Origin of the sequence: Arthrobacter sp. SDTb3-6, assembly GCF_013376095.1 — a bacterium.
Classification (GTDB): domain Bacteria; phylum Actinomycetota; class Actinomycetes; order Actinomycetales; family Micrococcaceae; genus Specibacter.
The window spans coordinates 1-13230 of sequence record NZ_JAAMFN010000013.1 but is presented as its reverse complement, the minus strand read 5'-3'; the positions used below and the strand labels follow the sequence as shown (position 1 = coordinate 13230).

At 67.0% G+C, this 13230-nt stretch carries 13 protein-coding genes; 2 read left to right on the top strand and 11 right to left on the bottom strand.

The genetic code is table 11. The features are described from left to right. Positions 1-26: 26 nt before the first annotated feature. From G6035_RS08210 to G6035_RS08160, 11 genes are all read right to left on the bottom strand, one after another. On the bottom strand, positions 27-311 hold the full coding sequence (locus G6035_RS08210) for a hypothetical protein (RefSeq protein WP_176616598.1): 285 nt from the start codon (positions 309-311) through the stop codon (positions 27-29). A gap of 156 nt (positions 312-467) precedes the next feature. After that, the gene (locus tag G6035_RS08205) at positions 468-1976 is read right to left on the bottom strand and encodes an aldehyde dehydrogenase family protein (protein WP_176616597.1); all 1509 of its coding nucleotides are present in this window, start codon (positions 1974-1976) and stop codon (positions 468-470) included. Continuing rightward, on the bottom strand, positions 1973-2731 hold the full coding sequence (locus G6035_RS08200; RefSeq protein WP_176616596.1) for an HD domain-containing protein: 759 nt from the start codon (positions 2729-2731) through the stop codon (positions 1973-1975). Before G6035_RS08200 ends, G6035_RS08205 begins: the two co-directional genes overlap by 4 nt. Before the next feature lie 23 nt (positions 2732-2754). After that, positions 2755-4014 (bottom strand): NAD(P)/FAD-dependent oxidoreductase, encoded by a 1260-nt coding sequence (locus tag G6035_RS08195; RefSeq protein WP_176616595.1) that lies wholly within the window; start codon positions 4012-4014, stop codon positions 2755-2757. Positions 4015-4018: 4 nt separating this feature from the next. Continuing rightward, positions 4019-4339, bottom strand: a complete 321-nt coding sequence (locus tag G6035_RS08190) for a 2Fe-2S iron-sulfur cluster-binding protein (protein WP_176616594.1) — start codon at positions 4337-4339, stop codon at positions 4019-4021. A gap of 24 nt (positions 4340-4363) precedes the next feature. Beyond that, complete coding sequence (locus G6035_RS08185; RefSeq protein WP_176616593.1) at positions 4364-5131, bottom strand: SDR family NAD(P)-dependent oxidoreductase; 768 nt, start codon at positions 5129-5131, stop codon at positions 4364-4366. Next, a complete protein-coding gene (locus G6035_RS08180) occupies positions 5124-7001 on the bottom strand; it encodes a PEP-utilizing enzyme (protein ID WP_176616592.1) in 1878 nt (625 codons plus the stop codon). Before G6035_RS08180 ends, G6035_RS08185 begins: the two co-directional genes overlap by 8 nt. Before the next feature lie 79 nt (positions 7002-7080). Next, positions 7081-8151: a PEP/pyruvate-binding domain-containing protein gene (locus tag G6035_RS08175; RefSeq protein ID WP_176616591.1), complete on the bottom strand. Its 1071-nt coding sequence runs from the start codon at positions 8149-8151 to the stop codon at positions 7081-7083. A 3-nt stretch (positions 8152-8154) separates the two neighbouring features. Continuing rightward, entirely contained in the window at positions 8155-9432 is a 1278-nt protein-coding gene (locus G6035_RS08170) for a cytochrome P450 (RefSeq protein WP_176616590.1), read from the bottom strand. A gap of 142 nt (positions 9433-9574) precedes the next feature. Continuing rightward, positions 9575-10369: an IclR family transcriptional regulator gene (locus G6035_RS08165; protein WP_176616589.1), complete on the bottom strand. Its 795-nt coding sequence runs from the start codon at positions 10367-10369 to the stop codon at positions 9575-9577. A 73-nt stretch (positions 10370-10442) separates the two neighbouring features. After that, positions 10443-10892, bottom strand: a complete 450-nt coding sequence (locus tag G6035_RS08160) for a hypothetical protein (protein WP_256127838.1) — start codon at positions 10890-10892, stop codon at positions 10443-10445. A gap of 177 nt (positions 10893-11069) precedes the next feature. Here G6035_RS08160 and G6035_RS08155 point away from each other — a divergent pair, with 177 nt between their 5' ends. After that, positions 11070-11825, top strand: coding sequence for an IclR family transcriptional regulator (locus tag G6035_RS08155; RefSeq protein WP_176616587.1), 756 nt, complete (start codon positions 11070-11072; stop codon positions 11823-11825). A gap of 111 nt (positions 11826-11936) precedes the next feature. Then, positions 11937-13133 carry a 4-hydroxybenzoate 3-monooxygenase gene (locus G6035_RS08150; RefSeq protein WP_176616586.1) on the top strand — a complete coding sequence of 399 codons (1197 nt, stop codon included), beginning with the start codon at positions 11937-11939 and terminating at the stop codon, positions 13131-13133. Positions 13134-13230 lie beyond the last annotated feature (97 nt).

Genomic DNA, 13230 nt, shown 5'->3' with positions numbered 1-13230 from the left:
GCAGCGGAAGCCATGGGGCGGCCGGGTCAGTCCCTGAGCCGGCTCGTCAGGACTTCATAGCCATCCACGCCGAGAATTTCCATGTGCTGCTGTGCGCTGGTCACCGAGCGGATCCGCTCCGAATCCTGTTGGCTGACGGCCATCGCATTTTCGTCTTCCCACAGCGTTATGGACAGGGACGTGCCATCCTTGCCCACAAGGTAGTAGAAGCCCTTGCAGCCCGGCATGTCCAGGAACTGGTTGACGGTGTCGGCTGACGGCTCGCCGGTGCTCCCGGGGCCGGGGTGGTAGCTGCTGACTCGAGCGAACATTGGTTCCTCCCGTACGGGGTGTTGTTGGGGACCTGCCTTGTCGGGGACCTGAAACAGGATGCCGCCGGTCTGCGGCGCCACAGGTTGATTTCGGTCCTGCAACAAGTAAGGACCCTGTTGCCGCCGGGCGCAAGACTCCGCTCGGCGGGTTCCTGCCTACACGCCACGGGCCGATGCGCGCCGGTGGATGGATTTGTAGGAAAGGTAGGCGTTCAGCCCCTCAATGCCATACTCCGTGCCGAGCCCCGAGTCGTGGCGCCCGCCGAAGGGTGCCGAGTGGTTGGAGGCAAAGAAATTGATGCCAACGGAGCCGGAGTCAATGCGGTCCGCCACGGCCAGCGCCGCCGTGGGGTCGGCACCGAAGACGAGCCCGCCCAGGCCAAACCCGGTGTTGTTGGCCAGCGCAATGGCCTCCTCGATGCCGTCGTACTTCAGGATGGACAGCACCGGGCCGAAGATTTCCTCCCGGGAAATTTTCATGGCAGGCTCGACGTCGGCAAAGACGGTGGGTTCCACAAAGCAGCCGTTCTCCAGTCCGCCGCCCAAAACGGCCGCCCGGCCGCCCGTCGTGGCCCGCGCGCCCTCGGCATGCCCTGACGCGACGTACTCCATGACGGTCTTGAACTGCGCGGGCGTGGCCGCAGGGCCGAACACCGTTGCCGGATCCAGCGGGTCGCCCTGGCGCCCGGCGGCGATCGTGGTGGTGGCCATGTCCACCACCTCGCCGTAGCGGGAGGCCGGTGCGAGGATGCGGGTGGAGATGTAGCAGGTCTGTCCGGTGTTGCGCATGCAGGAGCGCACCAGCACGCCGCCCATGGCATCGAGGTCGGCGTCCGGCAGCACGATCGCACTGGACTTGCCGCCCAGTTCCAGTGTCACCGGGCGGAGCAGGGCGCCGGCGGCCGAGGCGATCTTTCGCCCGACCGGTGTAGAGCCCGTGAAGGCAACCTTGTCCACCAGGGGGTGCCTGACCATGGCATCGCCCAGGCGCCCCGACCCGGTCACCATGTTGACCACGCCGGCCGGCACGCCCGCCGCGGCGACGGAGTCGACGATCAGGCGCAGCGACAGCGGGGTGGGGGAGGCCGGCTTCATCACTACGGTGCAGCCGGCCAGCAGGGCGGGCGCCAGCTTGATGACCATGAGGTTGATCGGGAAGTTCCACGGGGCAATCAGGGCGCACACGCCCACGGGGTCGCGCCGGACCACGGACTCGCCGACGCCGGACGGGAACGGGCGGACGTCCTCGCGTCCGAGGTAGCCGGCCAGGGTTGCGAAGTAGCGGAAGATCCCGGCCGCATTGGCCGCGGCGCCGCGAGATTCGGCGATGGGAGAGCCGTTCTCCCGGGTGTTGGTCAGGGCCAGCGCGTCGGCCCGGCGTTCCACCTCGTCCGCGATGCGCAGCAGGTATTTTGCCCGCTCCTCGGGGGCCAGGCGTGGCCACGGCCCGGTGTCGAAGGCCCGGCGCGCGGCTCCGGCCGCGTTGTCCACGTCTGTGTCGGAGCCGTCCGGCACGGAACCCCAGACCTGGCCCGTGGCGGGGTCCGTGACCTGGTTGCGGCCGGCCCCGTCCGCCGCCACCCAGTTCCCGTCGATGAACATGGACTCGACATGGGTGTACGGAAGGGTGAGGGCGGCCCTGGCGGCGAGCGCGGGTGAGGTCATCGGATCACTTTCGTCTGGAGCAGGGCCGTGGATCGGGAGAGGTCGGTGGTGCCCATCTCAACAGCCGCCTGCGTGATGAGTTCGGGGATGATTTCACCGGCCAGGCGGTCGGTGTAGGTGGCCGGGTCCATGCCGAACCAGGACGACGCCAGCGCGATGCCGGCCTGGTCGAACCGCCACAGCCTGTCGGCGTCGCGGACCAGTGCATCCTCGAGGGAGTAGGCGACGTGCCGGGTGTCATGGCCGTCGATGATCTCGCAGACCCGGTCGATGAACGGCCCGGAGTATTCCAGCGGCGGCAGCACCCGCCGGGCCACCTTGCAGCCCTCGGCTTCGTGCTCGTACCGGATGGCGGCCGTGCGCCAGTCCCCGGAAAACCCCTCGGAGATGATGCGGGATTCGTCCACGTGCGCCCAGCCGGTGTCGTGCAAGAGCACCGCCACGAGCACCAGTTCGCGGTCCGCCTCCGGGTGGGCGTCGCACAGCCGGGCGGCGAAGGCGAGCGAGATGGGCAGGTGGATGTCGTTGCCGCGGGTCCGCGTTTCCGGCACGACGGCACCCCACAAGGCCTCGAGGCCGGGGGCGGGGGTGCCCGCTATGGGTGTGGTGTCCACCGGTCCGGTGGCCGGGATGGGCCGGACCGGGTGCGCCGCGGCGAACGCCAGCGCGCGGGGGTCCCGGGCGTCAAGACCGGGTTCCGGCGGGCTCCACGCCGGGGCCTGGCTGCCCGCGGCGGTGCTGTTGTGGTTGTTCATGGTGCTCCTTGGGGGAATCAGGTTCAGGCGTCCGTGGTGATGGACTTAAGTGCAACGGCCGGGTCGGCAGCCGCGCCGGCCGGTATGTTCTGGCCCTTCGCCAGGGCGCTCTTCACGGCCATGAAGTCAAGGGGGGTGTTCACGCAGTCGACGGCGATGACCTGCCCCCCGCGGTAATAGAGGACGGAAAACTTGCCGCGTTCGTCGTCCCGCCGGACCACGGTGGAGTCGTAGCCCAGGGACAGGCCCGCGATCTGCAGTTTCAGATCGGCCTGGTTGGACCAGAACCACGGAATGCCCGCATAGTCCTCCCGCCGCCCCATGAGGGAATACGCGGCCACCTTGGCATGTTCGATGGCGTTGTTGACGCTCTCCAGGCGGATGCGTTCCCCTGCCGGGGCGCCGGGCAGCGGGTTGGGCATGTTGGCCACGTCCCCCACGGCCACTGTGGTGCCGTCCGAGGCCAGCGCGTTTGAATCGACCACGACGCCGTTTTCCACGGCCAGGCCCATCTGTTCGGCCAGTTCGGTGTTGGGGATGACCCCGATGCCGATCAGCACAATCTGCGCCGGCACCACGGTGCCTTCTTCCAGTTCGACGCCGGAGACGGCGCCTTCCCCGGAATCCACCAGCCGGGCGATCCTTGCGTTGAGGCGGATGTCGATCCCGCGCCCGCGATGGGCGTCCAGGAAGTACTCGGAGGTGTCCGTACCCACGGCCCGGCCCACGAGCCGTGGGCCGTATTCCAGGACGGTCACACGCTTGCCCATTTTGTGCATGCTGGAGGCTGCCTCGAGCCCGATGAAGCCGCCGCCGACCACCACCACGTCCGTGGCCTCCGGGGCAATGCGCTTGAGGTTCAGCGCGTCGTCGGCATTGCGCAGGTAGACCACCCCGGCCAGGTCGCCGCCGGGCACGTCCATGTGGCGCGCCCGCGCGCCAACGGTCAGCGCCAGGCGCTTGAATGCAAACGACTCCCCGGAGGCTGCATGGGCCACCCCGGAGCCGTCGGCGCCCTTTTCCACCCTGACGATCCGGGCTCCCTTGACCAGGGTGACGTTGTGCTCGTCCCAGTAGTCGTTGGAACGGAAGATCAGGGACTCGCTTTCCACCGTGCCCTGCAGGAATTCCTTGGACAGGGCCGGGCGCTGGTAGGGGCGGTGGTCCTCGTCGCCCAGCAGCTTGATGTGCCCCTCGAAGCCCAAAGCGCGCAGGGAGATGGCCAGCTGCACCCCGGACTGGCTGGCGCCCACAATCAGGAGGTCGGTTTCCTTCCCAGCCATGGTCCTACACCTGGGTTTCGGGGGTCGTCACGTGCAGTTCCTGGCCTTCGTGCAGGCGCAACTGGCAGGACAGGCGCGAGTTGTCCTCGCGGTCCACGGCTGTTCCGTAGAGCATTTCGTCCTCCATGTCCTCCATGGGCGGCAGGGCGGCGAAGTCGTCATCGCGGACAAAGACGTGGCAGGTGGCACAGGACAGCGAGCCGCCGCATTCGGCAACGATGCCCGGTACGCCGTTGCGTACGGCGGTCTCCATGACCGAATCGCCGACGTTGCCCTCGATGTCGCGGACCGTTCCCGCCGTGTCGGTGAAATGAACCGTTGGCATGGCTCCTCCTTCAGGTGGTGTGGGTTAGATGAACTGCCGGCCGCCGTCGACGACCAGGGTTTGACCGGTGATGTACGAGCTGTCCGGGCCGGCAAGGAACAGTGCCGCGCCCACAATGTCCTGGGGCTGGCTGGCCCGCTTTAGCGCCCCGCGGTCAACCCCGTAGTTTTCGGCGTTGTCCATGAGCCCGTAGCTGGCCTCGGTGAGGGTGAAGCCCGGGGCGATCGTGTTGACGGTGATGTTGCGCCTCCCCAGCTCCTTGGCCAGGACGCGGGTCATGGCGACCACTCCGCCCTTGGAGGCCACGTAGTGCAGCCAGTTTTCCGAGCCGGAGAAAACGGTGGCGGAGGAGAGGTTGATGACGCGTCCGCCGTCGGGGAGGTAGGGGCTCGCCGCCCGGGTCACCAGCCAGGGGCCCTTGAGGTTGACGTTCATGACAAGGTCCCACTCGGCCGGGTCGATGTCCTCGAACGGCGTCCTGGTGACGGTGGCGTAGATGGCTGCGTTGTTGAGGACGACGTCGATGCGGCCGCCGCCGAATTCGGCGGCGCGGGCGGCGAGCGCCTCTGTGGACGCCGCGTCCGTGACGTCGGTCTCCAGGGCCAGGGATTCGGCCCCGCCGGCCCTGAGCTGTGCGGCCGTTTCCTCGGCGCCGGCAAGGTTCACGTCGGCCACGACCACGCGGTGGCCGCGGGCGCCGAAGCCGGACGCGAAGGCCCGGCCCAGCCCGCCCGCGGCACCCGTGATGAGCACGGTCCGGGCGGCCGGGGCGGCAGCAGTAGGATCAGGCATCGATCTGCTCCCCGTGTGTGTGGCTGTGGGCGCCGGGTCCCGAGACCGGGGGGTGGTCGAGGATTTCGACGGTGCCCTTGGTGCCGTTGACGCGCAGCCACTGTCCCGTTGTGATGGTGGTGGAGGCCGATCCGGTGCCGGTGACGGCGGGGAGCCCGTATTCGCGGCAGACGATCGCTGCGTGGCTCATCATCCCGCCAATGTCCGTCACGGTGGCCTTGATCTTGCCAAAGATGGGGCCCCAGCTGGGTGCGGTCACGGTCGCGACCAGGATTTCGCCCTGCTGCACCTCGGCGAGCTGGTCGGAGCCGTGGATGACGCGGGCCCGGCCCTCGACGATGCCGGGGGAGGCGGCCATGCCGCGCAGCCCGCCGCCCTCAACGGCCTCGCCGGCGCCGAGCCACTGCTCCACCTGTTCGGTGGTGATGCCCCAGAGCATGCGGGTGAACGGTTCGGTGATGGATTCCGGCGGTGTGTTCAGCGCCGGCTGTGGCCGGGCGGTCTTCAGTGCGTCGACAATGATGCGGCGGCGTTCGATTTCCTCGGGCCAGTAGATGGGGCCGATGGGTGCCTTGGCGCCGACGCCCCAGCCGGTCACGAGGTCGAAGAGGGCATCGCGGACCTCGTTGCGGCTCAGGTAGAGCAGGTCGTCGGGCCCGTTCCAGAAACCCTCGGCATGCAGCATGCGGGAGAGTTCGCGGATCTTGCGCCAGAACACGCCCATGGTCCAGTGCTCAATGTAGAAGTTGTGGTTCTCCACATAGGGGTAGGCCGTGGCGGCAAGGCCGCGCTTGGCGTCAAACACTGCCTGGTTGTCGGCGTCGAGCAGTTCGCGGTACTCCTCGATGATCCGCTCCTTTTCGGCGATCAGCGCCTCCTTGGGCCGCATGATCTCCTGGCCGTCGTCGAGGCGGCGGATGTAGTCGGCAATGTAGCCCAGCGGAATCTCCTGGTACTCGTACCAGTACTTGTCGTGCCCGTAGAAGCCATTGCCGACGGTGAAGTTGAACCAGGGGTCCTTGGCTTCCTCGTAACGGGCCAGCCAGCGTTCGCCGCCGGGAACCGCAGCGAGCCCGGCCAGGGTGGCGGCGGCGTCGTCCGTGTTGGTGAAGGATGGCTGCAGGCCGAGTTCGACGGCGAGGGCGGCCAGCTCCTTCAATTCGTCGTCGGGGCGGAACAGCTCCATGTCCACGCCCTGGACCATGGTGGCGATGGACTGGTCGGGGATGTTGGGGAAGACCGCCTTGGCAAAGTTGAAGAAGTCCAGGTAGGCAATGTAGCCCAGGTTCAGGAATTCGAAGTGGTACTGCCAGTTTTGGTAGGCCAGCTGGATCAGCCGGTCGTAGTTTTCCAGCAGCACCTCCGAGCCGTCCTTGGCCTTGCCGGAGAGGATGTCCGCCATGGGGACCAGGTCCGGCAGCTTGGCGAAGCCCAGGGATTCCATTTCGGTGATGGTGCCGCGGACCTTTGTGTGCCACTGGGCCAGCTTTTCGTTCCAGTTGGCAAAATAGTGGCCGACCCGCTCCTCGAACAGCGGCACGCGCGCGGCGATCTGCTCCTCCGGCACCGGGATGGGGGACATGTACAGGTAGCCCAGATGGATGCGGAACTCGATCCCGTTGGCGTTGGGGATCATCAGGTGGCGGGCGTTGTACTGGCCCAGGCACTTGACCGCGAACTCCCCGCCAATGGTCTCGAAGGGCTTGAAGACGGTGGGCCAGTGCTGCGAATCGCAGAACCAGAACTTGGCGTCCTCTTCATCCTTGAGGCTTTCCTGGAAGGTCAGGTAGTACGGGTACAGCTTTTCCCAGCCTTCGGCGCCGGCGGGGACGGCCAGCTCCGAGGGTTTCGGGAAGGATTTCATGGACATGTCATGCCCTTTCGTGGTGGCTCAGCACTGAGCCGGGTTGATGTGGTGAAGTGCCGGTAAACGGGGCGGACGGGCCGCGTCAGGCAGGGAGCTTGGGGGTGAAGCCGAAGGTGGCGGCATAGCCACCCGTCACGATCGGCGTAGGGGCGGTGGCCGGCTTGGAGGAGTGGACGGTCTCCGGGCGGGATTGGAGCAACAGCAGGTTTTCGCCGTCGGGCAGGTCGGCGTCCAGGGCCCATTCAATGTCCTGCGGGCACTTGTAGTGCTTTTCGGCCCGCTTGGCCATCCGGGCCACGGCTGCCAGCTCGGTGTCGGTGAGGCTGCGGACGGACCGGCGGGACTCGTCCACCTCGCGTTCGACGAGGCAGTGTGAGGCGGCGTCGGGGACCAGTTCGGCATGCTTGGTGCCGAGGGATTCGTGGATGAGCGCCAAGGTGACCTTGTCCAGCTGGATGTTGTCCGGGGTGACCTGCCCGGAGACCACCATTTCGCCCACCCCGTAGGAGGAATCAATCGTGATCTTGGAGCGGTCGCCCGTGGCCGGGTCAAGGGTCATGGCGACGCCGGCCACCTTGCTGTTGACCATCTTCTGCACCACGACGGCCATGGACAGGCCTGCGTCGGGGATGTTGTTCTTCAGCCGGTAGATGATGGCGCGGGAGGTGTACAGCGACGCCCAGCAGCGGCGGATGTGTTCGCCCACGGAGTCGAATCCCTCCAGCCACAGGTAGGTGTCCTGCTGGCCGGCAAAGGAGGCATCGGGCAGGTCCTCGGCCGTCGCAGAGGACCGCACGGCGACCGGAACGGGGGCCTCGAAGCGGGACATCAGCGACTCGTAGGCACTCCGGGTCAGCTCGCGAAGCTCCTCGGGGATGGGGCGGGAGCAGATGTCCGTGCGAATTGCCTCGGAGAGGCGGTCCACCTCGGCGACGTCCTCCGGGTCGAGCCCCTTCAACCTTGCGGCGATCTTGTCGGCGATCCCCGCAGCCGTCATGAAAGCGTCAAACTCGGCCGTGGTGACGACAAATCCGGGCGGGACCGGCATGCCGGCCTCCGTCATGGTGACAAGGGATGCACCCTTGCCGCCGAGGTTGTCCAGCGTCGGTTCAATGCCGCCGTCGAAGAATTGGATGTAGCTGTTGCTTTTCATGGCCTAGGACTCCCAGGTGACGGGGACGGTTTCGGGAACGCGGAAGGAAAGGTTTTCGCGGAAGGTGATGGACTCCGGGGCCACCAGTTGCAGGGTCGGGGCCAGGCGGACGATCTCCTCCAGGGCGATCTTGGCCTGCAGCTTGGCGAGCATGTTGCCCAGGCAGTAGTGGATGCCGAAGCCGAAGGAGAGGTGTTCGCGGGCGTTGGGGCGTGAGATGTCGAAGGCCTCGCCGTCCTCGAACCGTGCTTCGTCCCTGTTCGCCGAGCCCATCAGCAGGAGCAGGCCGGCGCCTTGGGGGATGTCGACGCCGCCGACGGTGGTGTCCCTGAGCGCCTTGCGCCGCCAGCCCACAATGGAGCCGGAATACCGCAGGATCTCGTCTATGGCGGCCGGGATCTTCTTGGGGTCGGCCACGACCTGGCCCCACTGTGCGGGGTGCGCGAGGAGGACGCGGACGCAGTTGGAGATCAGCGTGGTGGTGGTCTCGTGGCCGGCGAACAGGAGGCTGTACAGCACGGATGCGATCTCATGGTCGGAGATCGCGGCTCCCTCGGCCTGCGCCTGGACCAGGTCCGCCGTGAGGTTGTCGCCGCCGGATTCCTTGGCGGCACCGACCAGGTGGAGGCATTCCTGCCAGTACTCCACGAGGTTGTGGGCGTGTGGGACCTGCTCCTCGTCGCTGAGGTTTCCCCAGGTCATGGCTGCGCGGGAATCCGACCAGCGCTTGTAGGTGTCGATCTTTGAGGTGTCGGCGCCGATCAGGGTCAGGATGGTGATGGTGGGAATGTCGTAGGCCAGGTCCCGGACCATGTCCCCGTCGCGGCCGGGCCGGGCGAGCATGGTTTCCAGGCGTGTGACCACGTTTTCGCGGATGGCCGGTTCCAGGGCCTTGTAACGGCGCGGGGTGAAGGCCTTCTGGACGATGGCACGCATCCGGGTGTGCTCCGGGGGGACCCGGGCCGAAAGGCCGGAATATGCCGTGAAGCCACCATCGAGCATGATCTTTTTGGCTGCCTCGCCGCGCTCCCGCACAGGGGCCTGGGCGTTTTCGCTGGAGAAAGTCTCCCAGTCGTCGAAGACGGCCTTGATGTCGTCATAGCGGGTGGCGACGTAGTAGTTGATGCGCTCATCAAACATGAGCGGTTGTTCGGCGCGCATTTCGGCGTAGGCCGGGAACGGGTCCTTCATCTGGAACGGTTCGTAGCCGTGGTGCCCGGCCGGTGCCTCTGCGCCGTGGCCGAACGGGCAACCGGGGGCGTTTTCCGCGGGGGAGGACATCTGGACTCCTTTGATTGACCACCGGCCGTGCGGCTTGCGCCGCCACCGGATTTCTTCCCCCAGTGTTGCCCCCATCACAGCCCGGTGTAAATACCTTTCTTCCACTGAGCGGAAGTCAATCATGGTACCGGCGCTGCCGCCGTCAGTCGTGCCCGCTCAGATGGACGCCCAGCAGCGTTTCCAGCGGGATGTGTGCGGTCGCGCGCTCAATTTTGGCCGAAACCCCCCTCAAAGCGGCCAGGTGCCGCGTCATGCCGGGAGCTTGTGCCGACGGCAGCACCAGGCCGAGTCCTGCGCCGACCCTGCCGGTGTGAAGGACGGGAACGGCGATGGAACACGCGCCAAGGCGCATCTCGTCCACGGTGGTGGCATAGCCCTGCTCGCGCGCCCTGTCGAGTTCGGCGGCCAGCAGCCCGGCGTTCGCGTGGGTGAAGGCCGTGGGCCGTTCCAGCTCGCGGTTGAGGTAGGCGGTGCGTACCCAGTCCTCGCCGAAGGCAAGCAGGACTTTCCCCACGGCGGTGGCATGCATGGGCAGGCGTCCGCCCACGCGGGAGGCGCGGGGAACGCGTTTGGTGCCGTAGATGCGCTCGATGTAGAGGACTTCGTGGCCCTCCCGAACGGCGAGCTGTGCGGTTTCGCCGGTCAGCGAGAAAAGGTCCTGGACATGGGGCCTGGCGGCTTCCCGAAGCTGCCTGCCGGTGTTTTGGGCCAGTTCCCACAACCGGATGCCAAGCTGGTAGCGTCCGTTGGCTCCACGGGACAGCAGCCCCCAATCGGTCAGCTCGCCCATCAGCCTGTGGACGGTGCTCATCGGCAAACCGGACTGCCCGCAAATCTCGGTCAGGCTCAACGGCCCCCGGGATTTTTCGAAAACCTCCAAGATGGCCAGGACTTTCGACGTCACCGAACGCCCGGCGTCGCGCCCGCCTCCGGCCATGGCTGCCTCCTGCCAGCTGGGGGGACTGGGGGTCCCCGATCTGGATCGAGTCTAGTGTCGGGGACCGGCCAGGCTAAAGGCAGGGCCGCATCTGGGGCGAAACCGTGATCGACTCCAAGGCGATCAGGGCCCCTTCAATGGTCCGGGCCCCTTCGGTAAACCGGTGGGTGGGCGCGCGCTCCGAGCACAGCTGCAGGGCCTGTGCCCGGTCAAGGCCAAACCAGTCCATGACGGTGTCAAGGCCATCCGGGGCCAGCCGCCGGGTCTTGTCGGCCTCCTGGACAATCCGGTCCTCAATGGTCAGGGCCGTGGGGCGGGAATCGTGGCCGTCGATGATCCCAATGATGCGTCCATCCGTTGCGGGGGTGTAGCCGGCGTCGGCCTTCCGGATACATCCCCAGCAGCGGCATGTCCCCGGCAGCGCCATGGCCAGGCCTGAGGCATGGAGTGGGTGGGCGTCATTGCCGCGAACCCAAAGCAGGGGAGCTGTCCCTGTCCAGGGGTGGGCCGGTGCGGGTGTCATCGTGGCGGCACTTGGCGAAGCGGGCGGCAGGTGCGCAGTTACGGGGCGGCCACACTGGCTGGCCAAGGGCTGCATCGTGGGCATGCAACCAGCATGGTCCGCCCGTGGCTGCCGCGACAATGCGGGCCTTCCACTGCACGCGAATCACGGTATGCCCGCACATGGGAACATTGCCCCATGGCAAATTCCAAGTCGGGGGACTCGTCGCTGGACCGGCTGGTGCGGATATTGGGCGCTTTCGACGCCGACGTCCCCTCCATGAGCGTTGGCGTCCTGGCGGTCCGTGCCGACGTGCCGCTGGCCACCGCCTACCGTCTGGTGGACCAGCTGGCCGCCCATGATTTCCTGCGCAGGGATTCCTCGGGCGCAGTGCGCCTGGGGTACGGGCTGTGGGAGCTGGCCAGTAGGAGTTCGTCGGCACTGACCCTGCGCGAGGCCGCCATGCCGTTCATGGAGGACATCCAGGCGGTGGTTGGCCAGCATACGCAGCTGGGGGTCCTCCAGGATGACGAGGTGCTGTTCATCGAGCGGCTGTCCGGACGCGATTCGGTGGTGAACCAGGCCCGGGTCGCAGGCCGCCTGCCGGTGCACCGCACATCCTCCGGCCTTGTGCTGCTCGCCTTTTCCCCCGCGCACGTGCAGGAGGCCTACCTGCTCCGCCACCCGGCGGCCACCGTGCCCGGCGACGCGGGGGCCGGCGACTTCAGGCGGGTCCTGGCCCGCATCCGGGCCCAGGGCTACGCCGCCCTCGAGGGGCTGGTGGATGAGGACACCACGGGAATTGCCGTGCCGGTGCTCGGGCCCGGGCGCACGGCCATTGCCGCGCTGGGCGTGGTGGTGGCCCGGCAGGCAGTCTCCGTCCACTCCTTCCTGCCAGCCCTCATGACCGGGGCCAGGGGCATAGCCCGGGCCGTGGGGGAGCGGCGGGGCTAGGGAGTGGCGATGCGGGCACTTTTATCATTCAATGAGAATGCTTGAGGGCTTTGGGTGTTGCCGGTGCCACAGTGGTGGGAGACCCGCAACACATTTCCCAAAGGAGATCCCATGCCAGCAGCCACACAGGTCATCAAGACGCAGGTTGGCATTGTCGGCGGCGGCCCGGCCGGGCTCATGCTGTCCCACCTGCTTTCACGGGCCGGCATTGCGAGCATCGTCATCGAAAAGCGCGACCACGAAACCATTCGGCACACCCACCGCGCCGGCATCCTGGAAGCCGGGTCCGTGAAGATGCTCACCGAGTCCGGCGTCGATGGCCGCGTCCTGACCGAGGGCCACCGGCATGACGGCATTGACCTGCGTTTCAACGGGACCAGCCACCGCCTGGACTTCCAGGACCTGGTGGGGGAGTCCGTGTGGCTGTACGCGCAGAACGAGGTGTTCGTTGACTTGGCTGCCGCCCGCAAGCGCGACGGCGGTGACGTGCGGTTTTCCGTTACGGACACCGAAGTCCTGGACCTCGAGACGGACGTTCCGAAGATGCGCTTCACCGACCCGGCCGGACAGCGTTTCGAGGTGCAGGCAGACTTCATCGTGGGTGCCGACGGTTCCCAGGGGATGTGCAAGCGCGCCATCCCGGCGGAAAAGCGCAGTGACCACTTCATCGCCTACCCCTTCGCCTGGTTTGGCATCCTGGTTGAAGCGCCGCCGAGTGCACCGGAACTGATCTATGCCAATTCCGAGCACGGCTTTGCCCTGATCAGCCAGCGCAACGACCACGTTCAGCGCATGTACTTCCAGTGCGACCCGGGCGAGGACGCCGCTGCGTGGAGCGACGAGGCGATTTGGGCGGAGCTGCAAAGGCGCGTTGACGGACCGGACGGCTTTACGCTCAAGCGCGGCCCGATCTTTGAAAAAATGGTCCTGCCCTTCCGCTCCTACGTCTGCGAACCCCTGCGCCACGGCAACATGTTCCTCGCCGGCGACGCCGGGCACACCGTCCCGCCCACAGGGGCCAAGGGCCTGAACCTGGCACTGGCCGACGTCAGGGTGCTCTTTGAGGCCCTCGGGCAGTTCTATGCCACCGGCTCGCCGGAACTGCTGGACGGCTACAGCGACACGGCCCTGGAGCGGGTCTGGAAGGCACAGAACTTCTCCTTCTGGATGACCACCATGCTGCACTCCCGGGAGGACCAAACCAGCTTCGAGCGCAAACGCATCCTGGGCGAACTGGCCGGGGTGGCGTCCTCACGCTACGGACAGCAGTACCTTGCCGAGGCCTACACCGGCTGGCCCCACAGTTGAGCACCGTTACACCGAAGACAGAAAAGGGAGGGCATGCCATGGAAGAAACCGAGGCATTCGAGAACAGCCATGTGCTGGAGGCGCCCGGCGCCGGCAT

Bases quoted from the DNA above. Each gene is read 5' to 3' on its own strand.
- G6035_RS08165 (WP_176616589.1), bottom strand. From the start codon at position 10,369: ATGGCCGGAGGCGGGCGCGACGCCGGGCGTTCGGTGACGTCGAAAGTC.
- G6035_RS08200 (WP_176616596.1), bottom strand. From the start codon at position 2,731: ATGAACAACCACAACAGCACCGCCGCGGGCAGCCAGGCCCCGGCGTGG.
- G6035_RS08175 (WP_176616591.1), bottom strand. From the start codon at position 8,151: ATGAAAAGCAACAGCTACATCCAATTCTTCGACGGCGGCATTGAACCG.
- G6035_RS08150 (WP_176616586.1), top strand. From the start codon at position 11,937: ATGCCAGCAGCCACACAGGTCATCAAGACGCAGGTTGGCATTGTCGGC.
- G6035_RS08195 (WP_176616595.1), bottom strand. From the start codon at position 4,014: ATGGCTGGGAAGGAAACCGACCTCCTGATTGTGGGCGCCAGCCAGTCC.
- G6035_RS08170 (WP_176616590.1), bottom strand. From the start codon at position 9,432: ATGTCCTCCCCCGCGGAAAACGCCCCCGGTTGCCCGTTCGGCCACGGC.
- G6035_RS08210 (WP_176616598.1), bottom strand. From the start codon at position 311: ATGTTCGCTCGAGTCAGCAGCTACCACCCCGGCCCCGGGAGCACCGGC.
- G6035_RS08155 (WP_176616587.1), top strand. From the start codon at position 11,070: ATGGCAAATTCCAAGTCGGGGGACTCGTCGCTGGACCGGCTGGTGCGG.
- G6035_RS08185 (WP_176616593.1), bottom strand. From the start codon at position 5,131: ATGCCTGATCCTACTGCTGCCGCCCCGGCCGCCCGGACCGTGCTCATC.
- G6035_RS08205 (WP_176616597.1), bottom strand. From the start codon at position 1,976: ATGACCTCACCCGCGCTCGCCGCCAGGGCCGCCCTCACCCTTCCGTAC.
- G6035_RS08190 (WP_176616594.1), bottom strand. From the start codon at position 4,339: ATGCCAACGGTTCATTTCACCGACACGGCGGGAACGGTCCGCGACATC.
- G6035_RS08180 (WP_176616592.1), bottom strand. From the start codon at position 7,001: ATGTCCATGAAATCCTTCCCGAAACCCTCGGAGCTGGCCGTCCCCGCC.
- G6035_RS08160 (WP_256127838.1), bottom strand. From the start codon at position 10,892: ATGACACCCGCACCGGCCCACCCCTGGACAGGGACAGCTCCCCTGCTT.